General features: G+C 45.6%; 22 protein-coding genes and 2 other annotated features. Of the genes, 8 read left to right on the plus strand and 14 right to left on the minus strand.

Going from position 1 to position 23,989, the window contains the following annotated elements; translation table 11 throughout:
- The first annotated feature begins 110 nt into the window (after nt 1-110).
- Complete coding sequence (locus QNI08_RS09440; RefSeq protein ID WP_285767182.1) at nt 111-2,114, plus strand: YhgE/Pip family protein; 2,004 nt, start codon at nt 111-113, stop codon at nt 2,112-2,114.
- A 78-nt stretch (nt 2,115-2,192) separates the two neighbouring features.
- The gene (locus QNI08_RS09445) at nt 2,193-2,867 is read left to right on the plus strand and encodes an MOSC domain-containing protein (RefSeq protein ID WP_285767183.1); all 675 of its coding nucleotides are present in this window, start codon (nt 2,193-2,195) and stop codon (nt 2,865-2,867) included.
- Nucleotides 2,868-2,945: 78 nt separating this feature from the next.
- On the opposite strand, the gene QNI08_RS09450 is transcribed toward QNI08_RS09445, so the two are convergent.
- Nucleotides 2,946-4,394 carry a DHA2 family efflux MFS transporter permease subunit gene (locus QNI08_RS09450; RefSeq protein WP_285767488.1) on the minus strand — a complete coding sequence of 483 codons (1,449 nt, stop codon included), beginning with the start codon at nt 4,392-4,394 and terminating at the stop codon, nt 2,946-2,948.
- A 255-nt stretch (nt 4,395-4,649) separates the two neighbouring features.
- On the opposite strand from QNI08_RS09450, the gene QNI08_RS09455 reads away from it, so the two are divergent.
- Nucleotides 4,650-5,546, plus strand: coding sequence for a TetR/AcrR family transcriptional regulator (locus QNI08_RS09455; RefSeq protein ID WP_285767184.1), 897 nt, complete (start codon nt 4,650-4,652; stop codon nt 5,544-5,546).
- An 82-nt stretch (nt 5,547-5,628) separates the two neighbouring features.
- On the opposite strand, the gene QNI08_RS09460 is transcribed toward QNI08_RS09455, so the two are convergent.
- From QNI08_RS09460 to QNI08_RS09470, 3 genes are all read right to left on the minus strand, one after another.
- Nucleotides 5,629-5,793 carry a hypothetical protein gene (locus tag QNI08_RS09460; RefSeq protein ID WP_285767185.1) on the minus strand — a complete coding sequence of 55 codons (165 nt, stop codon included), beginning with the start codon at nt 5,791-5,793 and terminating at the stop codon, nt 5,629-5,631.
- Nucleotides 5,794-6,299: 506 nt separating this feature from the next.
- Nucleotides 6,300-7,673: an amino acid permease gene (locus QNI08_RS09465; RefSeq protein WP_285767489.1), complete on the minus strand. Its 1,374-nt coding sequence runs from the start codon at nt 7,671-7,673 to the stop codon at nt 6,300-6,302.
- A 150-nt stretch (nt 7,674-7,823) separates the two neighbouring features.
- Nucleotides 7,824-9,050, minus strand: a complete 1,227-nt coding sequence (locus QNI08_RS09470) for an MFS transporter (RefSeq protein ID WP_285767186.1) — start codon at nt 9,048-9,050, stop codon at nt 7,824-7,826.
- A gap of 244 nt (nt 9,051-9,294) precedes the next feature.
- On the opposite strand from QNI08_RS09470, the gene QNI08_RS09475 reads away from it, so the two are divergent.
- Nucleotides 9,295-9,921, plus strand: coding sequence for a LysE family transporter (locus tag QNI08_RS09475; RefSeq protein ID WP_285767187.1), 627 nt, complete (start codon nt 9,295-9,297; stop codon nt 9,919-9,921).
- A gap of 96 nt (nt 9,922-10,017) precedes the next feature.
- On the opposite strand, the gene QNI08_RS09480 is transcribed toward QNI08_RS09475, so the two are convergent.
- A complete protein-coding gene (locus tag QNI08_RS09480; protein ID WP_285767188.1) occupies nt 10,018-10,254 on the minus strand; it encodes a hypothetical protein in 237 nt (78 codons plus the stop codon).
- 25 nt (nt 10,255-10,279) lie between these two features.
- Complete coding sequence (thrS, locus tag QNI08_RS09485; RefSeq protein ID WP_483313765.1) at nt 10,280-12,187, minus strand: threonine--tRNA ligase; 1,908 nt, start codon at nt 12,185-12,187, stop codon at nt 10,280-10,282.
- Nucleotides 12,188-12,246: 59 nt separating this feature from the next.
- Nucleotides 12,247-12,469 (minus strand) — a binding site (T-box leader).
- A 30-nt stretch (nt 12,470-12,499) separates the two neighbouring features.
- Nucleotides 12,500-12,719 (minus strand) — a binding site (T-box leader).
- A gap of 141 nt (nt 12,720-12,860) precedes the next feature.
- On the opposite strand from thrS, the gene QNI08_RS09490 reads away from it, so the two are divergent.
- Nucleotides 12,861-13,136: a hypothetical protein gene (locus tag QNI08_RS09490; RefSeq protein WP_285767190.1), complete on the plus strand. Its 276-nt coding sequence runs from the start codon at nt 12,861-12,863 to the stop codon at nt 13,134-13,136.
- A 33-nt stretch (nt 13,137-13,169) separates the two neighbouring features.
- Complete coding sequence (locus QNI08_RS09495) at nt 13,170-13,805, plus strand: Type 1 glutamine amidotransferase-like domain-containing protein (protein WP_285767191.1); 636 nt, start codon at nt 13,170-13,172, stop codon at nt 13,803-13,805.
- 6 nt (nt 13,806-13,811) lie between these two features.
- On the opposite strand, the gene QNI08_RS09500 is transcribed toward QNI08_RS09495, so the two are convergent.
- From QNI08_RS09500 to kamA, 3 genes are all read right to left on the minus strand, one after another.
- Entirely contained in the window at nt 13,812-14,453 is a 642-nt protein-coding gene (locus QNI08_RS09500; protein ID WP_285767192.1) for a DUF7010 family protein, read from the minus strand.
- Nucleotides 14,454-14,944: 491 nt separating this feature from the next.
- On the minus strand, nt 14,945-15,211 hold the full coding sequence (locus tag QNI08_RS09505) for a YokU family protein (RefSeq protein WP_285767193.1): 267 nt from the start codon (nt 15,209-15,211) through the stop codon (nt 14,945-14,947).
- 2 nt (nt 15,212-15,213) lie between these two features.
- Nucleotides 15,214-16,650: a lysine 2,3-aminomutase gene (kamA, locus tag QNI08_RS09510; protein WP_285767490.1), complete on the minus strand. Its 1,437-nt coding sequence runs from the start codon at nt 16,648-16,650 to the stop codon at nt 15,214-15,216.
- 246 nt (nt 16,651-16,896) lie between these two features.
- Here kamA and QNI08_RS09515 point away from each other — a divergent pair, with 246 nt between their 5' ends.
- Nucleotides 16,897-17,439 (plus strand): GNAT family N-acetyltransferase, encoded by a 543-nt coding sequence (locus QNI08_RS09515; protein ID WP_352231211.1) that lies wholly within the window; start codon nt 16,897-16,899, stop codon nt 17,437-17,439.
- Nucleotides 17,440-17,491: 52 nt separating this feature from the next.
- On the opposite strand, the gene QNI08_RS09520 is transcribed toward QNI08_RS09515, so the two are convergent.
- Entirely contained in the window at nt 17,492-18,946 is a 1,455-nt protein-coding gene (locus QNI08_RS09520) for a sigma-54 interaction domain-containing protein (RefSeq protein WP_285767195.1), read from the minus strand.
- A 146-nt stretch (nt 18,947-19,092) separates the two neighbouring features.
- Here QNI08_RS09520 and QNI08_RS09525 point away from each other — a divergent pair, with 146 nt between their 5' ends.
- Nucleotides 19,093-19,599, plus strand: a complete 507-nt coding sequence (locus tag QNI08_RS09525) for a GNAT family N-acetyltransferase (RefSeq protein WP_483313771.1) — start codon at nt 19,093-19,095, stop codon at nt 19,597-19,599.
- 164 nt (nt 19,600-19,763) lie between these two features.
- Here QNI08_RS09525 and QNI08_RS09530 read toward each other — a convergent pair whose 3' ends face one another.
- The 4 genes from QNI08_RS09530 to QNI08_RS09545 form a co-directional block, all read right to left on the minus strand.
- Nucleotides 19,764-20,672: a peptidoglycan-binding protein gene (locus QNI08_RS09530; protein ID WP_285767491.1), complete on the minus strand. Its 909-nt coding sequence runs from the start codon at nt 20,670-20,672 to the stop codon at nt 19,764-19,766.
- Between the two features lie 169 nt (nt 20,673-20,841).
- Nucleotides 20,842-21,489 carry a 3-oxoacid CoA-transferase subunit B gene (locus QNI08_RS09535; RefSeq protein WP_483313766.1) on the minus strand — a complete coding sequence of 216 codons (648 nt, stop codon included), beginning with the start codon at nt 21,487-21,489 and terminating at the stop codon, nt 20,842-20,844.
- Between the two features lie 16 nt (nt 21,490-21,505).
- Nucleotides 21,506-22,201, minus strand: coding sequence for a CoA transferase subunit A (locus QNI08_RS09540; RefSeq protein ID WP_285767197.1), 696 nt, complete (start codon nt 22,199-22,201; stop codon nt 21,506-21,508).
- A 29-nt stretch (nt 22,202-22,230) separates the two neighbouring features.
- Entirely contained in the window at nt 22,231-23,616 is a 1,386-nt protein-coding gene (locus QNI08_RS09545) for a GntP family permease (protein ID WP_285767198.1), read from the minus strand.
- Nucleotides 23,617-23,989 lie beyond the last annotated feature (373 nt).

A 23,989-nucleotide genomic window follows, 5' to 3' on the forward strand; every position in this document is an offset into this window, starting at 1 on the left:
TTCATATAGTTTAAAATCTATTATTACATAACTAATTATGTATTATACAGCATCTAAAAAAGCCCTTATGATGAAATAATCTCATTTAGTTGGAAAGGGCAGGCTCAATAATGAAAGGTATACAACTTGTATTACATGATATTAAAGCAATGTGGATGCACAAACACGGGAGAATCGCATTGATTTTCCTATTGGTCGTTCCTTTGATTTACGCAGGCTTCTTCCTCGCAGGCTATTGGAATCCTTATGGTCAACTCGATCAGCTTCCCGTAGCTGTGGTCAACCAGGACAAAGGCGCGACAATGGACGATAAACCAATTGAAGCGGGCGATGATTTCGTTAAGGAATTGAAAAAGCAAAAAGAGTTGGACTTCCATTTCATCTCGCAAAAGGCGGCGGATACCGGGATTAAAGCAGGGACCTATTATATGGTCGTAACGATTCCGAAGGATTTTTCCAAAAACGTCACGACATTGATGGATGAAAAACCAAAAACGGCCAAGCTTTTATATACAGTCAATCCTGGCAAGAACTTCGTTGCCTCACAGATCAGCACGACAGCCGTTGAAAAGATGACGGCAAAAATCAATGCAAGCATAACGAAAGTGTATTCAGAGGGCATTCTCTCGAAGTTCAAAGATGTTTCAAAAGGCTTGGCGGACGCCGGGAACGGGGCGGAAAAGCTTCACCAGGGAACCGCGGATGCCAAACGCGGAAGTGTCAAGCTGGCGGAGGGCATACAAGGTTTGAATGATGGTGCACAGAAGCTGAAATCAGGAAGCACCAAGCTTGAGGATGGCCAAGAAGCCTTAACCGATGGGGCCGCCGCCATAACTGATGGCTCGCAACACTTGTATTCCGGAATGAAGCAGCTTTCGGATGGACATCAATCATTGGAACATGGCATGAACGATCTTAACCAAGGGGTCAAGAACTGGTCAGCCGCACAGGCAACAGTAAGCAAAGGCCAGGAGCAGGCAGCCGAAACGGCGAATGCGCTAAAATCACAATTGGATGATTATAGCAAGAGTCATCCCGAAGCCATGAAGGATCAAAACTTCAAGCAGATTCTTGCCCTATCGGAAGGATTATCCAAAGGAGCCGCCACGATGCAGGCCGGTCAAAAGCAATTGGGCGAGGGTGCTGCCAAAGTGGCGGATGGTCAAGATGCCGTGCAGGCAGGGATGAAAACCTTTGGCGATAAAATGACGCTGGCCTTATCCGGCGCCAAGCAATTAAACGACGGGTCCGTTGATTTGGCCCATGGATTATCCACCTGGTCAAACGGCTTCTCCAGCTTGCAGGGCGGCATCGACTCACTTGCCAGCGGCAGCAGCAGCCTGGCAAGCGGCTCGAAGGACCTTCAAAACGGACTAACTTCATTGGAAACAGGCTCGAATCAGTTAGCCATGAAGCTTAATGATGCTGCAGACAAAACATCCAGTCTTCAGTATGATGATTCGACCACGTCGATGTTCTCTGAGCCGGTGGAATTGGTCCAATCGAATCTTTCCGAGGTTCCTAACTATGGAACGGGGATTGCCCCCTACTTCCTGTCTTTAGCCTTTTATGTAGGCGGCATCATGGCTTCCAATATCCTGCCGCTTGGCCGCAGACAAAATCTCCAGGTTACCGGAACGGTCCATTTCACGAATAAGCTGGGGCTTGTCTATCTAATCGGCCTGGTTCAGGCATTGCTGCTGGATGCAGTCGTCCTGCTTGGCTTCCACTTGCAAGTCGCAAGTGTCCCTGTATTCATTTTATCAAGCATCATCGTGTCCTTTACCTTCATGACGTTCATTCTCATGCTGGTCACCGTATTCGGAGTGGTCGGGAAATTCGCGGCCGTCACCCTCCTTGTCTTCCAATTGGCTACCTGCGGCGGGACATTTCCGGGTGAGCTGGGAATGTCCGTGTTGTCGACAATCGGTCAATTTTTACCGATGGCCCACTCCCTGCAGGAGCTTCAAGAAGTCATTTCATTAGGAGGCTGGGAAAACCTGCAAACACAGATCGCGATCTTGCTTGCCTATCTTGTTGCTGCGGCCATCATCGGCTGGATAACCAGTCATATCCAGCATGCAAAAGTGGCTTCCGACAAAGCGATCTCATAATGAAAGGAGCCGTGTCATTGAAATGGCACGGCTCTTCGCTTTTTTGTATAATGGCAATAAAGTCAGGATGGAGGGCAAATGGAGATGCTTGTACCGCAATATGAAGTGAAATCATTGAATATGGGGAAAACGGAAACATACCAATTCGGAAAAAAAGTATATCGATCCGCGATTAAAAAGGAGCCGGTGGACGGGCCAGTATTTTTAAGCAAAGTCGGTTTGGCTGGCGATGAACAGGCGTATGAACATCACGGCGGGGAAAATAAAGCCTTATGTTTATATCCGTTCGACCATTATGAACACTGGAGACCCGCTTTTCAGAATATGGTCGATACCGCCCTTTTTGGCGAAAATCTCACGGTCGGGGGCCTGACGGAGGATAAAGCCCATATCGGGGATATTTTTTCGATGGGCGATGCCATCATCCAAATCTCCGAGCCGCGGAATCCCTGCTATAAACTTGCGGCCAAATATGAGGTGCCCAGCTTGATCGTCCAAGTCAGGAATACGGGCTACACAGGATTCCTGTTAAGGGTGCTGAAGGAAGGGATGATTTCCCCGCATGACCCGATGAGATTGATCGAGCCCCATCCACAGCGGGTTTCAGTCGCGTTAGTCAATGACGTCAAATTCCATGACCGCTTTAATCATGATAAAGTGAACAAGGTGTTAGCGGTCAAGGCGTTATCGGAAAGCCTTCGCCATTCCATCAAGGAACAGTTCGATTCCGGGCGGAAAAATGGCTGGGGATGAGGGACACGTAATTTTTTTCAATCATGGAAAAAGCCCCGATATGGCTGCCGGAGCAGGTCATATCGGGGCTCTTTCACATTAAGCGCTTTGCTCTTTTTTCGCTGCTGGTTTTTCTTCAGCCGGCCAGGCACGCTTGATGAATAGGGCTAAAATCAGCGCCACGCCTGCAATGAAGGTAGAGACAAGGAAGGAAAAGTTAATTCCATCCAGCATCGCCTGCATGCCGATTTGGGCTTTCATTTGTGCCATCACCTCAGCAGAGGGCTGGCTTGTTAATTTGCTCATTGCTTTCGTCATTAGTTCCTCACCCGTTGAAGCGGCACGGTTGGACATGACCGTTACAAGCAATGCGGTACCGATCGCGCCGGAAATTTGGTTCAGGGTGTTGTTCATCGCCGTACCGTGAGGGTTCATACGGGCTGGCAGCGAGTTCAATCCATTTGTCATGATCGGCATCATGGACATCGACATCCCGAAGGAACGAATGGAAAACAGGATCACAATTTCCGTATAAGTTGTTTCCATGGATAACTTACTTAAGAAATACGTAGTACCTACAGTGATTAACAATCCGATTGAAGCAAGGATCCTTGCGCCGAATTTATCGAAGAGTTTACCGGTAACAGGTGACATCAAGGCCATTAATAAGGCACCTGGAAGCATCAGCAGCCCCGAATCAAATGGTGAAATGCCACGTACGGTTTGAGTATACATCGGAATTAAGATCATTCCCGAGAACATCGCCATATTCAGCACGATTGAAATCGTTGCAGAAAGGGCGAACATCGGATGCCTGAAGATCCTGAATTCAAGCATTGGCGTTTCCATTTTAAGCTGGCGTGTAATGAAAAGAACAAGGGAAATCGCACCGACTATGAGCGTTCCATAGACCCATGGGCTATCCCAGCCCTTGCTGCCTGCGGAACTGAATCCGTAAAGCAAGCCGCCGAACCCTAAGCTTGAAAGGATGACCGATATTTTATCAATGTAAATATCGACTTTTTCCTTATGATCTTTTAGTTTAAAGAAACCAAAAACGAGCACAAGTAACGCAAGCGGAGTAATGAAATGGAACAGCATTCTCCAATCATAATGTTCAATGATCCAGCCTGATAGCGTCGGCCCGATTGCTGGGGCAAACATCATGACCAAGCCGAATAATCCCATGGCCGATCCCCGTTTTTCGACAGGGAAAGAAGTTAACAGCACGTTCATCAATAGCGGCATCATGATTGCCGACCCTGCAGCCTGAACCATACGTGCCCCTAATAATAACGGGAAGACTTCCGCTACACCGGCAACGATCGTCCCGATGGAGAAAAGCAGCATCGCGGTCAGGAAGAGATTACGTACCGAATATTTCCTTATCAAGAAGGCTGTAGTCGGAATCATGATTCCATTCACGAGCATATAGCCCGTTGTCAGCCATTGGACTGTGGAAGTCTCGATTCCCAAGTCCGTTTTTATCGAAGGCAGTGCAATATTTAAAAGGGTCGAATTAAGTATCGCTATGAACGCACCGACCATAAGGATGATCAAAATGCCATAAGAGCCCTTTTTTTCTGTTTGTGCAGTACTCACTTTTTATCTATTCCTCCATTCAAACTATTGGTTCATTTAATTATACGAGGGGTACACCCCAATCTCATAAAATCTATAATATACCTCTGGTCTATTTTTTGCAATAAAAATTTTCATGCTTTAAATAAGGGTTTGTGCTGTAATGAAAAATGGAGTACGATTACATTTATACAAGCAGTATAATGAAAATAAGGTGATACGATGAAGAATCGAAGGCAGAATGTCATCGATACGGCTCATAAGCTATTTATTGAAAAAGGCTATCAAGCCACGTCCATACAAGATATTTTGGACGGCAGCGGCATTTCAAAAGGTACATTTTATAATTATTTCCCTTCGAAGGGTGAATTATTTATCGCCATTTTCCGATCCTTTTACAAAAGGATTCGCCATGATCGGGAAAAATTGCTGGAAGGTCAGGATTCAGCCGATATTGAAATTTTCATTAAGCAGCTCGAACTGCAAATGATGGGCAACAAACAAAGTAAATTGCTGATCCTGATCGAAGAAGTCCGCGTTTCCAATGATGAGGAATTAAAACAATTCATCAACCAGATCCTTTTGTTGAGCATACGCTGGATGCATGGCCGTTTCCTCGATATATTCGGGGAAGGCAACAAACCCTATCTTTTGGATTGCGTCATCATTTTCCACTCGATGATGACACATATGAACCACTTCAATCATCGCGCCAATGCGGTCACAAAGCCGGAAATTGAAATCATTCGCTACTGCATGAATCGAATCATCCAGACAGTTGATGAGGTGGCAAAAAGCAAGGAACAAATTCTTGATCCAGAACTAATCCATACGTGGTTTCCCCAGTTCGAAAACAATCTTTACCCGTGCCATAACAATTTATTGAAGGCGACCGCGGAGTTGAAAACGGCGATCCATACAACTTTTCCCTGCGGTGAACATCGGACAAGGGCCATTGAGCTTGTCGACTTCATCCAAGATGAGCTGATGCAGTCCGACACTCCGAGAAGATTTTTGATCGAAAGCTTGCTGCTTTCCCTAAAGAACCACTATTCGGAGCAGGTTCAAACGTATATGGAGAACTTTGAAGAAAGCATTAACGCTTGTCTCGTCCAATAAAAAAAGCAGGCAGCCAATTCGGCTGCCTTTTCCAGGTGTCAGTAAGACCATTTTTCTTCATCCATGACCCAAGCATTTTTCTTTAAATCGAACGATTCAGTATCATCCTGGACGGAAAAGCAAGCGGGCAGCGGCACCGATTTCCCTTGTGCTTTTTCCCAGCAAGCTGCGAACCAATTTGCAAATGCCCGCTTCTCTTCTTCCTCGATTTCTTCACGATTCGCATCGTAAAATCCCCAGAACTCATCCGATTGGCCGCCAAAGCGTTCCCCATAATTCCCAGATGCTCACACTCCCCCCGAATAAGGCAGGATCTTTCCCGTCATAAAACACTTCATTCGATCCATCGAGAACATGGTAATGGACAGCTCAGAGAATTCTGGAAAGGAGACGACATCCAATAATTCCACCTCTGAATAAAAGGTGTGTATGTATGCACTTTCTGATGGTTGTGGATCAAGGCTTCGGATTGCAATTCCAGATTCGAATTCACCTCGGCTATATAAGTAGAGTGAGCCGTTTCTTTCACGGTTCAACCTTGTCGCCTTCGCATGTTTCTTTTTCAGGAAGCTTGTCCGTCTCAACCTGACTCACGGGTGCACATCCCATCAGTCCCACCGCGAACATCGTAAGTTTTTTCAATCGCTATCTCTCTTGTTACTATTTTAGGGCCCCTATACTTACGTTCCTTGCGCCAAAGGGTTTGTATGAAAGAATGGACCCCGACTGCTGTTGCACCCGGGGTCCCGTCCATCAATCCAATTCCGATTTCCTCATTTTAGCCGTCATCGCCTTGTTCTTGTTCCAAACCTTGAACTTCATGAAAATGGCCGCAAGTCCTATCATCACCACGAATAAGAGGCTTATGAAAAACCCGGGTCGGATCTCCTTTTCGAGCAAGGTGCCGCTGACAGCAGCTACAATCAACAGCATGCCAAAGACTCCCGTTGCCTTGCTCCACGCTTTACTTTCCAGGATTTTGAAAGAAGAAAGAATGATGAAGGCCCAGTTATATAAAAGCAGGATACCGGCAGCTGTAGTGATGTATTCATAGATCTTGCCTGGCAAAAGCAGGGCCGTGATGATTGACCCTAAAAGCCCCAGCACCCCAAGAATGAGTGAAGGCAGTGGCAGATCTTTCAGTTTTTTGATTTTTTGCATGAATATTGAAGGCGCATTCCCATCATCGGCAATCGTAACCAATAAATTGGTCACACCGAATAATGATGCCGTCATCGTCGAAAATCCAGCAACGATAATGGCCCCGTTAAAAACATGCGGAAAAAAAGTAAGGTGATAACTATCCAAAGCCGTAACAAAAGGGCTTTCCTTCTCACTGAATGCCCCGAGCGAAACCATTGTGACCGCTAAACCCAGTGAGGCTACATAAATGATCGTCAGTCCGAGCAGCATGATCGTCCCTGCCTTAGGCGCATCTTCTTTCTTTTTAAGCTGCATGGCCATCAGCCCGATCACTTCAATGCCGCCAAATGCATAAAAAGCATAGATGAGCGATGTCCAAAATCCTTTCAGCCCTTTTGGAAATAACTCGTTATAGGTGTTGGGAAATGAAGGAGGCTTATCTCCATCAAGACCAAACCAGCCAAGAACGGCACATACTGCAAGGATGATGAACATGACGATTGCAGCCGTTTTTATGATGGCAAGCAGGTTTTCAATCCTATCGAACCCCTTCGTCCCCAGTAATACCACAACGATTGAAACAAAAGCGAAACCGGCGGAAAACAGCCATAGCGGTACACGCGGGAACCAAAATTGCGATAAAAGCGACAGTGCGGTCAGCTGGCTGCCCATGATCAAAATATTCGAGGACCAATAATTCCAGCCGCAGCTAAACCCCGCCCACCGTCCGAATGCTTTATCGGCATAATAACAAAATGATCCTTCCTGCGGATCTTCAGCCGTCATCTTGGCAAGCAGATTATACACGATATACGTACCAAGGGCCGCCAAAACAAATGAAAACACGATGGATGGACCCGTTGTGATAATCCCGATCGTCGATCCCAGAAAATATCCCGTCCCGATCGTACATCCTACACCGACCAATGACAGCTGCCACCACTTCATATGGCCACTTTGTTCGCCTGAATCAGAAGCATCCATGCCTTTCTTCCCTTTAGCTGCAGTACAATTGGCTTTTACCATGCCACTCCCTCTTTCATCATTCTTCATGTTGATATAGCAAGATGCCATTTTAAAGAAAAGCCTTGGATATCATGCGACATGCTTTTCATTGTTCAATCATTTTTATGGTTAATGGGCCGCTTCTTTTTTATCCGAACTAATGAATTTCAACACGATCAATACGAGGCAGATGCCCATGATGCCCGAGATGATGTAGCTCATATTGATGTAATCCCTCATGACAAGCGACATGACCGGAGGGCCCGCCGCGACTCCGATGAACCTTGAGGACATATAAAAGGAGGTAATCGTCCCCCTCTGTTCCTTTTCGATATTTTGCGTAATGATGGCATCAAGCGTCGGCAATAAGGCACCGATTGCGATGCCAGCAAGGCTCGTGACGAGCAGAAGCAGGATTACCCGATCCTTGGTGTATCCTACAAAAACCAAGCTGAGCGAAAGGATCGCCAAGCTGATGATGATGATCCTCTTCATGATCGGCAATTCGCCTTTGATTTTCTTTCCCGTAATATAGGACGATACACAAAGGAAAAACAGCGGGATCGCTATCACTAAACCTTTTTTGACCCCATGAAAATCATGGATTTTTTCCAGATTGTCAGACAAAAAGAAAAGAACACCGAATAAAACAAGCATGACAAATACACCAATCAGGAAAACGGTATACAGCCATTTCCCCTCCTTCTTGAAAATTTGTTTCGTATCATGCCAAAATTCCTTTAATTTCTTCGGCTCGTCCTTTTCCTTTGGTACCTTAATAAAGAAAAAAACCAAGACAATTGATATTAAACTGAAGAATGAAATCGAGAAGAATGGTAAAAACCAGATAAATGCGGCAAAAAGGGAACCCAATATGGGGCTCAGCACTTTTCCAAAGGTATTCGATGTTTCGATGATGCCCAAGCATGAACTCGTTTTTTCATCGTCATCCTTGTATAAGTCCCCCACTAATGGCAAGATGATTGGCGAAGCTCCGGCCGCACCAATCCCCTGTAAAACCCTACCAATGATGATCCACGTATAAGGGTTTTCCATCTTCCATGATGCATATCCTGCGATCAAGCCTCCGATAAGGGCTAGGATCAAGCTTGGCAAAATAACCATTTTTCGTCCAAATCGATCTGATAAATAACCAGCTATGGGAATTAAAAAAATGGAAGCTACCGAATAGCTTGTTATCACCATGCTTGATTGAAATGAAGATATCCCCACCTTCTCCTCAAAAATAGGCAGTACCGGAATAAGCATTGAATTTCCAAGTGTCATAACCATTGGAATCGATGCCATGCTGATCAGGCACCATATGCTGACTTTATTTTTCTCATGACCTTCCATACCTACACTCCTCATCCATGATAAACACGACTTCAAGCATACAAAGGCCAAAAAAATCGATCGCTCATTCGTCCTTCATTGAATTTTGATGTCTTTATTTAATATGCAGTAGGGCAGATGGATTTATTCAACGGCACGTATGAAATTGAATGGCTCGGCTTCCAAGGTAAAAAAAGTGGTACAAGTCCCCGTTTATGAATACATTCAATTAAGCAGATGTATTCCATGATGAGGTGATGATGTATTGGGCGTTTTTTTTAGCTATGTTTTACTCGGATTATCCCTTGCGGCTCCGATCGGACCCATTAACGCCGGTCAATTGGACAAAGGAATCAAGAAAGGTTTTTGGCACGCCTGGATTTTTGGCTGGGGTGCCATATTGGCGGATGCTGTTTATTTAGTCCTCGTTTATTACGGGGTCAGCCACTTTTTGGAAAACTCCTTCATGCAAACCTTTTTATGGCTTTTTGGCTTTTTCGTCCTAACCTATACCGGCTTCGAAAGCCTTTTTAGTGCAGGTAAGATAGAAGTGAATGCACGGAATGCAAAAGAATCACACTTCTCTTCTTTTGCATCAGGATTCATCATGGCCATCTCGAACCCTTTATCGATTTTATTCTGGCTCGGCATCTACGGATCGATCCTTGCTAACACCACATCCAAATACGATTTTCATCACATCCTTCTCTACAGCTCAGGCATCCTTCTCGGCCTCTTGGCCTGGGATACCACAATGGCCATCATCTCCAGCAGCTTCAGGCGCTTTTTATCCAGACCCATTCTTATGGGCATATCCATCATCTCCGGACTATCCCTAATAGGAATTGGCATATATTTTGCCATCCAGGCCGCAAAGGTTCTATTTACATAACCGAACCACTCTCACGACAAAAAAAGCCTCAAGCAGAGGCTTTTGCTGCGTATACAAACGATTTGGAGCTTTTCCTGGCAAGTCCTGGCCATCTTCTCATGAAGTTGATGCCTTATCTCGCGAGTTTGGTTGGTTTGCACGGGAGTTTGGCGGTTTACTCGCCAATTTCGATGCTTTACTCGCGAATTCAGGCGGTTTACTCGCCAATTTCAGCGATTTACTCGCCAATTCCGGCGGTTTACTCGCCAATTTCAGCGATTTACTCGCCAATTTCGATGCTTTACTCGCCAATTTCAGCGATTTACTCGCCAATTTCGATGCTTTACTCGCCAATTCAGGCGATTTACTCGCGGTTGGGTTAGTTGCTGCGTGCTTTTATTTGGTGGAGCAGGTTGTTGATGAAAGCATCTATTGGATGAGATTCATTCGTTTGCTCGCCGTATTTGCGGACGTTGACTTCCTTTTTTCGCTCTTCTTTATCGCCAAGGACAAGCATATATGGGATCTTCTTCATTTGGGCATCCCTGATTTTATATCCGAGCTTTTCGTTGCGTTCGTCCATAGTCACCCTTATGCCAAGCTTTTTCAGTTGTTTTTGGAGTTTTTGGCTGTACGGAATATGGACGTTCGAGACAGGGATGATTTGTACCTGGATTGGGGCAAGCCATACCGGAAAAGCCCCTGCATAATGCTCAATCAGGATCCCCAAAAAACGATCGACCGAGCCATAAATCGCACGATGGATGACGACGGGGCGGACTTTTTGATTTTGTTCATCCATGTAAGTCAATTCGAATTTTTCCGGCATTTGAAAATCAAGTTGAATCGTTGCACATTGATGGCTGCGCTTTAATGCATCCTTAATATGAAAATCAATTTTCGGTCCGTAAAAGGCTCCGTCCCCCTCATTGAGTTGATAAGCGACGCCGATGCGTTCCAGCACATTTTTCAAGGCTGCTTCAGACGCATCCCAAAGGGAGTCATCTCCCAATGAATCCTTGGGCCGAGTCGAGAGCTCCACGGCGTACTCGAATCCGAATGTCCGATACACTTGGTCAATCAGTTGAAACACCTGCTTGATCTCCTCCTCGATTTGCTCCTGCCGTACGAATAGGTGGGCATCATCCTGGCAAAATGTGCGGACCCGAAGCATTCCGTTCAATGCTCCACTATATTCATGGCGATGGACTTGACCGAATTCAGCCATCCTGATGGGTAAGTCCCTGTAGGAATAACGATTATTTTTGAAGAGAAGCATATGGCCCGGACAGTTCATTGGCTTCATCGCGAATTTCGTATCATCGACCTCCGTAAAGTACATATTCTCATGATAATGATCCCAATGGCCCGATCGTTCCCATAAGCGCTGATTCATCATGAACGGCGTACGAACCTCGTCGTAATCCGCTTCAGCCTGAAGCTCACGCGAGAACTTCTCCAATTCATTCCTGATGATTTGTCCTTTCGGTAAATAAAACGGCATTCCAGGAGCTTCCTCGGAAAACATGAATAGCTCGAGCTGCTTCCCTAATTTCCGGTGATCGCGCTTGGCTGCTTCTTCCATGAAACGGAAGTGTTCCTGCAAATCCTTTTTACTTGCGAAGGCCACGCCGGACACCCGTTGAAGCACTTCATACCGTTTATCTCCCCGCCAATAAGCACCTGAAACACGTGTGAGCTTGAATGCTTTTACAAAAGCTGTCGCAGGAAGGTGCGGTCCGCGGCAAAGGTCGATAAATTCCCCTTGTTGGTAAAGCGTAAGTTTTTCACCGTTCGGAATGTTGTTCACAATATCGAGCTTGAATGGCTCCCCTTGTTTTTCAAAAAGCTGCACCGCTTCTTCATAACTAACCTCGATCCTTTTTATTTCCAGATTTTCGTTTATGATTTTTTCCATCTCTTTTTCAATGGCTTGCAGACTCTCTGAGCTCAAGGGATGCTCCAGCTTAAAATCATAATAAAAACCATCCTCGATGACCGGACCCATGCCCAATTGCGCCGTACCATGAAGTCTCTTCACCGCCTGTGCCAAAATATGCGCCGAAGTGTGCCGCAAAACGTGCAGTCCTTCTTCCGAATCAAGCGTTATAATCGAAAGTTCCCCCGCTTCATTCAACTGGTAACTTAGATCAACCAGTTGCTTATCGAACTTTCCTGCAACTGCCTTTTTCCTTAAGCTTGAACTGATGGAGCCTGCCACGCTTTCCACTGTCGTACCCATCAGATATTGCTTTTGCTTCCCATCCGGGAAACGAATGTTGATCATTTTTCCCTCCATCACATGAACACCCCTTTTGTATAATAAAAAAACGCATTCATCCCTAAGCAAGGGACGAGTGCGTTTACCCGTGGTTCCACCCAATTTCCCATAAGCAAGCAACACTCATGGCTCTGGAGCTTGTAACGCAGCTTAGGCGATATCAGCTACTAAAGGTTCACTGATATAACTCAAAGGCGGTAAATCATTTTCCTAAGCCAGGAAGTTCGCAGCTGCCCTTCCCTCTCTTAAGACCGTAAAAATGATTGTTGTCCTTTTCATCGCGATTTTTTTATAAACAAAAAACGCACCCATCCCTCTATAAGGGACGAGCGCGTTTACCCGTGATTCCACCCAATTTCCCATAACACTTTCACTTATGGCTCTGGAGCTGTAACGCAGCTTAGGCGCTATCGGTTACTATCATTCACCGATAAAAGCTCAAAGGCGGTAAATCATTTTCCTAAGCCAGGAAGTTCGCAGCTGCCCTTCCCTCTCTTGAGACCGTAAAAATGATTGTTGTCCTCATCATGGCTTCTGATTTATTGATTGTTATACATATTACAATTAATCCCCGAAAGTTACAACAATTTATTCCAAAAAAAATTTATTTTTACAAATAAACAAATCCTATCCTTCCAATCCTTTAATTGGTATAATCAGTAAAAAAAGGGCGGTTTCTATGAAAAATTTAAGCAGGTGGTCAATCGGATTCGCGATGATGGGTGCCGCAGCAGTTGGCCTTTCTTTTGCCAGCAAAGAAGCCTTCGATCTTTTAATGGTTTTCGGATTCGGGGCATTATTGCTCGGTATGCTAGTAAGCTTCGGGGCCTTGTTCAAAAATGAAAAAGGCAAGGAGAAATTCTTGGCTGTCGGGGCGTTCTTTCTATTAAGCTTCATCCTCGTTTGGAATGAACCCCTTCAAATCATCAGGTTTTTAACGTGGATGAGGAATTAACATGTGCTTTAGCGACTGGGAGGCGATACAGAGATGGATATTTGTTTCATTGGCAGCGGCAGTCACGCGAATAACGACTTAGATGAGGTGTACCTCGAACTTTCAAGCAGGATGAATCGTGATGCAAAGATCTTGATAATTCCTTTTGCCACCGACGCTTCCAGGTACGAAGGCTGGCTTTCAACCATCAAAGCGGCTTTTTCAGAAATGGAACATGCACGTGTTGACATATTGAATGAAAACCTTACAGAAGAGGAAATGAAGCAAGCTATAAACGAACATGATGTTCTTTATTTTATTGGCGGCAGTCCAGAAAGATTGATCACTTTAATGGAGAAAAAAAGACTTACACCGATCTTGAAAAGCTTCAAGGGCTTACTGATCGGATATAGTGCTGGCTCACTAGCCTTCTGCACCGATTGCATCATAACGAAAGATAAAGACTATCCAGAAACGATTGTGGTCGATGGCTTGGCATTGGTTACGTTTAGCGTCGAGGTCCATTACGAGAATCAGATAGATGCAGAATTGCTTCCCCTTTCAAGTGAACGAAAGATCTATGCCCTTCCAGATGGAAGTGCCCTTTTCACTAAGAACGGCGAACCCTCTAAAGTGGTTAAGGCTATTTATTGCTTTCAAAATGGTACACGCTTGGAGAAGGTCCTGTGAAGTTATTCAGCTTGGATGGTCTTTAGAGTGGACAACCGCTCGCTTAGCATTCTTCACACGGAGCCATAAGGTAAGTCCAGTGGTCCAAAGGGTTAGTGCGCAGCCAAATCCTAACAGTGATAATTTTGCCGTAATTTCGTGATCACCAAGCATGATGGTGCTTGGAGCGACAAGTAAAGTCATAAGTGCCAGAAAGCAGAGGATCACTCCAGTAAAATAATATAGTTTGATTTGAAAAAGCGATGCCAGGGGTAAGAAATGGATGCCCACGATAATGGCGATGACACCAGGTATAAGCTCGGTTTGATTGGCCGCGTTACAGATGGCAATGGCAGCCCCGATCAGTAAACCTTCGGCGATGAAGACGATGTTGAACCAGAATCGGATTCGCTTCAGGTTCCCTGTAATTTGCTGCGGCATTTCATGTGCCGCATGCAATAGTGAAATGCCTCCAATAAGCAGCATCAATCCAACTAAAATGGCAGCGAGTTCCACGTATGGAAACCCCCATTCCTGCAATCCCATGACACCGATCCCTGCCCAGAGCGTACCGAAGAATGCCATGAATATGACACCGATTCCAGTACCGCGATATGCTTCTCTCGTTTGCATCATCCATATCCTTTCATCTTCAGTGATATCTTCCATACTCCATCATACTGCGGATGGTCACCCATTATTCATGAACGATTCGATTCTCCTTTTCGGAGATAAAATTGCCGGTTTCGTCGATATATTTCTTTTTTCGGAGATATATTCGCCGGTTTCGTCGATATGTTTCTTTTTTCGGAGATATATTCGCCGGTTTCGTCGATATATTTCTTTTTTCGGAGATATCTTCGCTGGTTTCGTCGATATGTTTCTTTTTTCGGAGATATTTTCGCCGGTTTCGCCGATATGTTTCTTTTTTCGGAGATATCTTCGCCGGTTTCGTCGATATATTTCTTTTTTCGGAGATATCTTCGCTGGTTTCGTCGATATGTTTCTTTTTTCGGAGATATCTTCGCCGGTTTCGTCGATATGTTTCTTTTTTCGGAGATATTTTTGCAGTTTCCGTGGTTTTGTTCTATTTTCTGGATCATGCTTCTCCTTACACGTTGCGGGAGAAGGGATGACGATCATCCGCTTCTCCCGTGATTTCATTTCCAATTGAATAGTTGCTTGACTGGCGCCGCAAGAAGCTGAGCATAGGTGAACTCGTCAGGATATTCACTCAGGTCGTAAATGGATAAGGCCTCATCCACCTTTTGGTTCATATGGTCAGACACATAAATTCCGCATTCAGGACAGTTAATGGCTGGAACCTGCAGGAGCTTTATCGATCGTTTTCCATCCGGCATGATCCAGTAGCAATCCTTCTTTTCACTTTCTTCAACGTTTGGGGCATTGCACCACAAGCAATCCATCGTCATCCCTCCTTGCCTTCCGGTTTCACCGGTTCACCTTTGGATATGGCCTGTTTTTTTTCTTGGGCCTTCCTCAGTTTTTCCTTCATTTCATCGCGTTTATCGCGGCGGTCCTTTAATGAGGCATGCTCTGCGGCATTTTCATATGCCTTTCTCTTATCAAGGCGGCGCAACCCTTCTGGTACCAAGTTGAATTTTTCGTCCGTCATGAGTGCGGATATCCCCACGGCCGCTTTTCGTTCTTCCGTGCCATACACTTCATCAAAGTACGCGTCCGCACTGCCGGAAACATAATTCTTCGGCTCCGGATAGCTTGTGATGACTCCTTCAAAGTTCCGCAATACGACCTTATCCGGACTTTGGGATAGCAGGTAATTCGGGGTCAAGGCGATTTTTCCGCCGCCGCCTGGGGCATCGACAACAAAGGTCGGCACCGCATATCCCGATGTATGGCCGCGCAGTGCTTCAATGATTTCCAATCCTTTTGAAACCGGCGCCCGGAAATGGCCAATCCCTTCGGATAAATCGCATTGATAAATGTAATAAGGCCTTACCCTCGCCATGACACAGTCATGCATCAGTTTTTTCATGATATGGACACTATCGTTGATGCCAGCGAGTATGACCGCCTGATTACCAAGCGGGACGCCTGCCATCGACAGCATGTCGCAAGCCTTCTTCGCTTCGTCGGTCAGTTCAAGTGAATGATTGAAATGGGTGTTTAACCAAATTGGATGGTATTTTTTCAGAATATTACATAAATTTTCCGTAATCCGCTGCGGGAAAACGACTGGTGCCCGTGTGCCGATCCGGATGATTTCCACATGCGGGATGGCGCGTAAGTTGCTCAATACGTATTCGAGGATCTTATCATTGATCAGCAAGCCGTCCCCGCCGGAAATCAGCACGTCCCTCACTTCCGGTGTATTTCTTATATATTCGATCGCCCCGTCCAATTGTTTCTTTGGAACGCCCATGCCGACCTGGCCTGAAAAACGGCGGCGCGTGCAATATCGGCAGTACATCGAGCACTGGTTCGTAACAAGGAACAGAACTCTGTCTGGGTATCGATGCGTCAAGCCTGGAACCGGTGAATCCTCATCCTCATGGAGCGGATCCTCTAAATCATACCTCGTCTTGTTCATTTCGGCCGAGAGCGGCACCGATTGTAAACGAATCGGGCAGCGAGGATCATCAGGATTCATTAAAGAGGCATAATAGGGCGTTATGTTCAAAGGAATCGTTTGTGTCGAGATCCGGACGCCTTCCTCTTCCTCCGGTGTCAGGTTGACGACCTTTTTCAAATCATCCAAGGTTTTGATCGTATTGGTCAATTGCCAAATCCAATCGTTCCACTGCTCTTCCTTGACGTCCTTCCAAAGCTCGATCTCATTATAGTGCCTGCGTCCGCCAAGGTATTCTTTATGTTTTATTTCCATTCCCATCATGTTCATTAAAAATTTCCCTCCCCTTATTCTAAGAACTTATTGATATACTCTCGCAAGAATGATGCCAACACCCTTGACGAGGATAAATAAGGGGCTGTGAGGAATCTGTTCTTGACGGCCGCAAAAATCCTTTCTAATCGCCCAATATTTTGCAGCCAGATTCTTTGCAGGCGGGGACCTATGATACACTGAAATTATCTGTATATTCTAAATAATGGCAAGAGGGAGTAAGATTTGTTGGTACATATAATTGATGAAGAAGTATCTTTAAGGCTGTTCAATAAGGATGATGCTGAAGAATTTTATACGTTAACCATGCGTTCTAAGGCCTATTTGAAAGAATGGCTCGGCTGGCTCGATTACGTCGAAAGGGTACAGGATACGGCCGAATATATTAAAGCAAGACTGTTGGAAGTAGTGGATAATGGAGGATATCCCAAATCATTTGCGATTATATATAAAGGGGAAATGGCAGGGACAATCGGATTTAATGAAATTAATAAATCGAATAAAATCGGGGTTGTCGGGTATTGGCTGGGAGAAGAATTTCAAGGGAAGGGAATCATGACCAAGGCTTTCAAAAGCTTAATCGATTACGGGTTTAACGACCTCGGCTTAGGCAGGATTGAAGTGAGAGTGGCTGTTGAAAATAAAAAAAGCCGTGCCCTTCCTGAACGATTGGGGTTTAGAAAAGAAGGTGAAGTAAGGAATGCAGAGTGGTTATATGACCATTTTGTAGACCATGTTATCTATGGGCTCTTGGCTGAAGAATGGACGTAACGTGCACGTAGTAAAAAAGGAAACTCCTAAAAAAAACAGGAGTTTCCTTTTTTCATGAATCTCTCGTTTCCGCGGTATACACCTTTTCAATTTTGTACTTGCTTAACTTATATTGTAATCCTTGCCTCGTAATAGTGAGGGCCTCGGCCGTCTTACTGATATTCCCGTTATATTTCTCGAACATCTTGATGATCATTTCCTTTTCCAGTTCCTCAAGGACGACAGGTAAATCAATCGTGTCCGTTAATGTGGGAGGCAGGGTCTGGGCATTGGAGGGAGTGTATTTGCCTGACGGGAAAAGATAGGCCGGAAGGTGATGTTCATCAATCATATCCTCCCCTGCATCCATGACGTTAAAGGCCAATTCGATGGCATGACCCAGTTCACGAATGTTTCCTGGCCATGGATACTGAAGAAGCCGATTCATCGCCTTTTGAGTGATGCCGCGAACGTCCGAAAAAAATGAATTGTTGAACTTCTGAATAAAGTGATCGGCAATGAACGGTATATCCGCTTTGCGCTCCAGCAGGGACGGCATTTGAATCGTCACGACATTCAGGCGAAAAAATAAATCGGAGCGAATGATCCCCCTTTCCAACGCCTCATCGGGAGAAATGTTCATCGCCGCAATGATCTTCACGTTAATTTTTTGCTCCTTTGCCCCTCCCACGCGACGCACCTCGCCCTCTTGCAGCACCCGCAGCAATTTCGCCTGCAATCCAAGGTCGAGGCTATTCAATTCATCAAGAAACAGCGTACCGCCATTGGCCTGTTCAAAAATCCCCAGCCGATCCACCGCCCCGGTGAAGGCCCCCTTCGTCGTGCCAAAAAGCAGACCCTCCATCAATTCCCTTGGAACCGCCGCACAATTTTGCGCAATGAACGGCTGATGGCGATGGGCACTTACATTATGTATACTTTGGGCAACCAATTCCTTCCCTGTTCCCGTCGGTCCATAAATCATGACCGGGGAATGCGTTCGGGCCGCTTTCTTTGCCAACGATATCGCTTCTTGAAAAGCGGGACTGCTCCCGATCAGATCGCTGAAATGATACGTCGCCGTCCCTTCCAAAAATTTATTTTTCTTATAGGTTTTCGCAAGCTGGGAACGTAAATCAACAATTTGGTCATACATATTCATGACCTTGGTAATGTCCTTGGCAATCTCCACTGCCCCGATGATTTCGCCATCTTCATATAAAGGATATGTGCTATTGATCGACGTTATCTTTTTCTCCTTAACATTGACATAGGTCTGGATCGACTCATTCGTTTCAATTCCTTTGTCCAAGGCCGCCTGCAGCGTACTTGATTCATCCGTCAAGGAAGGGTATAGCTGAAAGATATTCTCCCCAAGCACCTGTTCACGAGCCAGCCCATCGATATGTGCCATCATTTCATTATAAAAAACCGTATCTCCATCTTTATTCACGATATGAACACCCACATTGATTACATTCAATATCCATTCAAATTGAGTGGAAAACTGATTGACTGAAGATTTCATTTCTTCCTCTCCGTTCTCGCATTTGATAGAACACCTGTAAATTATATCATTTAATGGGAATAGTTTGATAGGACCGACAAAGCTTCCGGAGATAAAAAAGGAGTTTCCCTTTCTGCAGGGAAATGTATAGGAGAGGGGTGATTGTGATTTCAAAACGAAGGGATGAAACCATATTGGAAATTAAGACTTGGGTGGAAAAGGACCTTGCTTTACTTTTTCAACTCAATGAACCCGAAATGATGAAGCACCTTGGCGGTCCCGAGAGTGCGGAACAAATCGAAAGACGCCACAAACGATACCTTGAGATCGGCAACAAGGGATGCATGTTCAGCATGGTCCTTCCGGAAGCAGGAGCTGTCGGCTCCGTCGGCTACTGGCAAACCGTCCGCAACGATGAAGTCTATGAAATCGGCTGGAGTGTCCTCTCCTCCTTTCAGGGAAGAGGTCTTGCCTCACAAGCCGTTAGGGCCCTCATCGCAATCATTAAGGACGAACGCAAATATAGCTCCATCCATGCCTTTCCATCCGTCCATAACGCCGCATCCAATGCCATTTGCCGGAAGCTGGACTTCAAGCTCCTCGGCGAATGTGAATTCGAATATCCGCCAGGGAGCTTCATGTTATGCAATGATTGGTGCATGAAGCTTGATTGAATCGATAGCGGCTGTTTTTAAGTGGGAAAAGTCGAATGATGTTGGATTCAGGAAATTTATTTCCCGGGAAAGTCGAATTATCCCCAAGTATTCCTTAAGAGGGACGAATTAGCCTTCCGGCGGGCAGAAAGGGTGAATATCCTTTCCGCCAAGAACATCCTCTATCAAGCAAGCAATGTATGCCAGGTTTCTTTGCCGGCCTGCTTATCTGCAGAAAGGCTGCTTGCTTTTTGAAATTTGGATAATGCCGCTATGGTTTTGCTGCCGAATCGTGCATCAAGCGGCCCGGGATCGAATCCTTTCATATAAAGGGCGGCTTGCAGAATCCATGTGATGGGGCCAGCAGCTCCTTTTCTTAAGGTGACCATCGCCGCCTTGGTTCTTGGCCCCCATTTTCCATCGACTGCAAGTCTATGATTATATTGCTTATTAAGCTCCGTTTGTAACCCCGTTAAAAGGGCTGATCGCGTTTTGGGACCGGAAAAACCATCGACCGCCAGATTCGTTTTATATCGGCTGTTGACTGTTTTTTGGATGAACATGATTTGGCGATTTCCTTCGGTCTTTGGTGTTCCCGTTTTTTTGAATAGGTTGGTAAGGTGCGGTTTCTTCCCTGCTTGTAACTGTGTATAGGTTAATCCGCCCGTCATTTCCAAATGGGGATAATCCTTGAATGTGCGCCAATTTCCGCCCCAATCGAATCCCAACTTTTTTCCTATCGCAGCTACACGCCGCCACCTTGAATCCACCGTCCAGATTGCTTTCCTGCCATCATCACTTACAATGAAGAAATCGATGGCCAGTCCAAAATTATGATAAGATTGGCCTGGCTTAGCGTTCGTCACAACAGGCTTACCCGGATCACTATAATTTTTTCCATTGTAGCTGTAGATTCGTCCTTGACCATATAGCGCGGCTTGTTCTTCCAAAGAGCGATAACCTGCGCTTATCTGTACAGCGATCCCTTCTGTATAAGCCCGTTCGATCAGCTCCAATGCTGATGCCTGCACCACAGCCTCCATCCCTTTGCCCATCTTCTTCACTGATCGCTCCACTAATGTTCGTAATTCCACTTTCAATGCAGTCCCTCCTTTTACATCCCTAGCACCCTTTATATAAGGCTTTTCAACGAAAAAGTAGCACCTGAATCATGAAACCCCAAAAAAAAAATAGACCACTTCCATTCGCTTGTTTACGAATGGAAATAGTCTACTGGGAGCTTATCTTATCAATCTCTATAGCTTATGCCCGAATTTCAATAGAGGGGCTTATGGTGAAGTCAGCCTCGGTTTTGCTTTTCACTTCATCAAGTGTTACGCCATTTTGCAATTCTATCAATTCCATGCCAGCATCGGTAAAGTGAAAAACAGCCAATTCGGTAATCAGGCAATGGACGACTTTTTCTCCAGTCAATGGCAGTGTACAGGACTTTTTCACTTTGGATTCTCCATGCTTGTTCACATGGTCCATGATGACAACGATCCGTTTCGCTCCTTGGACAAGGTCCATCGCGCCTCCCATTCCTTTCACCATCTTGCCTGGAATCATCCAGTTGGCCAAATCCCCTGTTTCGGAAACCTCCATCCCGCCTAATATCGCTAGGTCGATATGGCCGCCGCGGATCATCGCGAATGATTCGGCGCTATCAAAAAAGGATGCTCCCGCCTTTGCCGTTACCGTTTCTTTCCCTGCATTGATCAAATCTGGATCGACTTCGTCCTTTTGCGGGTAAGGGCCGATTCCCAGTAAGCCATTCTCCGACTGAAGCATGACATTAAAGTCATCGGGAATCATGTTGGCGATCAAGGTCGGCATTCCGATCCCTAAATTCACGCACATACCATCTTGGATTTCTTTAACGGCCCGTTCTAAAATCAGTTGTCTTGTCATGTGAATTCTCCTCCTTTTATGCGTTAGCAGTTGTAAGTTTTTCAATTCTTTTTACATAGTCCGTTCCTACAAGCACTTTTTGTACATAAACTCCTGAAGTATGAATTTCATCCGGATCAAGCTCCCCTATGCCCACAACCTCTTCCACTTCGACAATCGTGACTTTCCCCGCTGTGGCAACGACAGGATTGAAATTCCTTGCTGTTTTCCGGTATACGAGATTTCCGAAATGATCCGCTTTCCAAGCTTTGACAAAGGCAAAGTCCCCGATAATCCCTTTTTCCATGATGTATGTGCGGCCGTCGAACTCTTTATGTTCCTTCCCTTTGGCGACTTCCGTGCCAACCCCGGTAGCCGTATAAAAGGCAGGAATGCCCGCCCCGCCCGCTCTTAAACGCTCTGCAAGCGTTCCTTGGGGAACTAGCTCGACCTCCAGCTCGCCGCTTAGGAATTGCTGCTCGAACAACTTATTTTCCCCTACATATGAAGCTATCATTTTTTTGATTTGTTTATTTTCCAGTAAAAGCCCCAGACCCCAATCGTCGACTCCGCAATTGTTGCTGACTACCGTCAAATCCTTTACACCCTTGTTACGCAAAGCAATGATTAGTTTTTCCGGAATACCGCTTAATCCGAACCCGCCAACGATAATGGTAGCTCCATCCTCGATTTGTTCAATAGCGCTGTCAAAAGATGATAACAATTTACTCATTTTTCCATCTCCATTCCTAATCTATTCTTTTAAATAAACAATGATGTGCCAAAAGCGATGATGAAGACGGTCACTGTTTTCAAAACCGTAATCGCAAAAATATCCTTGTATGATTGGCGATGTGTCAGTCCCGTAATGGCAAGTAAGGTGATGACGGCGCCATTATGCGGCAGCGTATCCATCCCGCCGGATGCCATGGATGCAATTCGATGAAGCATCTCCGGGGTGATCCCGACATTTTGTGCCACCTGCAAATAGTGACCTCCCATCACTTCCAACGCAATCGAAAGTCCGCCTGATGCAGATCCGGTGATCCCTGCCAGGACATTGACGGCAACAGCCTCGGATACAAGTGGATTGCCGCTTGCGTTGAACACCCAGCTTTGGATGACCGAAAATCCAGGAAGCGTTTTGACGACATTCCCAAAACCGACTTCAGATGCGGTATTGAATATGGCAAGCAAAGATCCCATGGCAGCGGCTGTCAATCCTGTTGCCAATTTGACCTTTATCCGTCCAACATTGAGGAGCATGGCGGCTATGATACCGATTGACAAGGCTACGATCAGGGACCATGATGATGTAACCGTGCTTACATCGGCAATGTTGAACGTTTCCTTCAACATCGATCCGTCATACCAGTGCTTGACTGAAATCGCACTGCGGCTGAATGCGAAGTTGAACGCGACAACAAGGATGAGCGGTACGAGAGACAGCCAAAAGTTAGGCAGGTTTTGCTGTTCTGCACTCTCCGGCTCATTAATATGGCCTTCCCCGTACCCTTCGCCATTTGCCATCGCTTGTTTACGACGGCGTTCCAGCCAAAGCATTCCTCCTGTGAATACAATGATTGCCCCGATGATCCCCATGATTGGAGCGGCATAAGTATCTGTTCCGAAATAATTTGTCGGAATGATATTTTGGATCTGAGGTGTTCCAGGAAGAGCATCCATCGTATAAGTGAAAGCACCTAAAGCAATTGTTCCCGGCAATAACCTCTTCGGAATGTCCGCTTCTTTAAAGATGGCTGCTGCAAATGGATATACGGCGAATGCCACGACGAACAGGGAAACCCCGCCATATGTCAGTGCCGAACAGGCAAGCACCACTGCCAGGATAGCCTGCTTCGAGCCCAGTGATTTTACAATGGTTTTGGCGATGGATGCGGCTGCACCGCTCATCTCCATGACCTTTCCGAATACGGCCCCTAATAGGAATATCGGAAAAAACGCTTTAATATAGTTAGCGGCGAACGTCATGTATGTCTCTGTATAACTCGGCAGCAAGTGACCGCCGGATAAAATGACCGCCAACAAAGTAACGAGCGGCGCTATGATAATGACCGGATAGCCCCGGTAGGCTAAAAAGATTAAAAGTCCCAGCGCCACAACGATGGCTAAAATTTGTATCACCAATCCAATTCCCCCTTTTCTTTTTTTCTCCCCTTGTCCCCATAAGCTCTTAGCGGAAACTATCAATCTCCCTAAATTCCAATATTTTTTCCCTTGTACCATCCAAGCCTGCCTTCCCCAAGTCAAGCTGAATGATTCCCTAAGTGCTTCTCATTCATTGAGAACGCTTTCAACATTTTGGTGAATGACGGAATTCATTTTTTAGTTTACGTGCACACACCATATAAAATGACAGATTGACCATTCGTTAAAGTAATTATGCAATTATCGTGCCAACTTACATACATGGTTATAATGCTGCGTTTTCATAAAATTAGCCAGCTGGAACCCTTTAAAACTGTCAGGTTTTCCTTACACATGATCAGATTCCGTTAAA

This window comes from Peribacillus folii, from assembly GCF_030271255.1.
Lineage (GTDB): Bacteria > Bacillota > Bacilli > Bacillales > DSM-1321 > Peribacillus.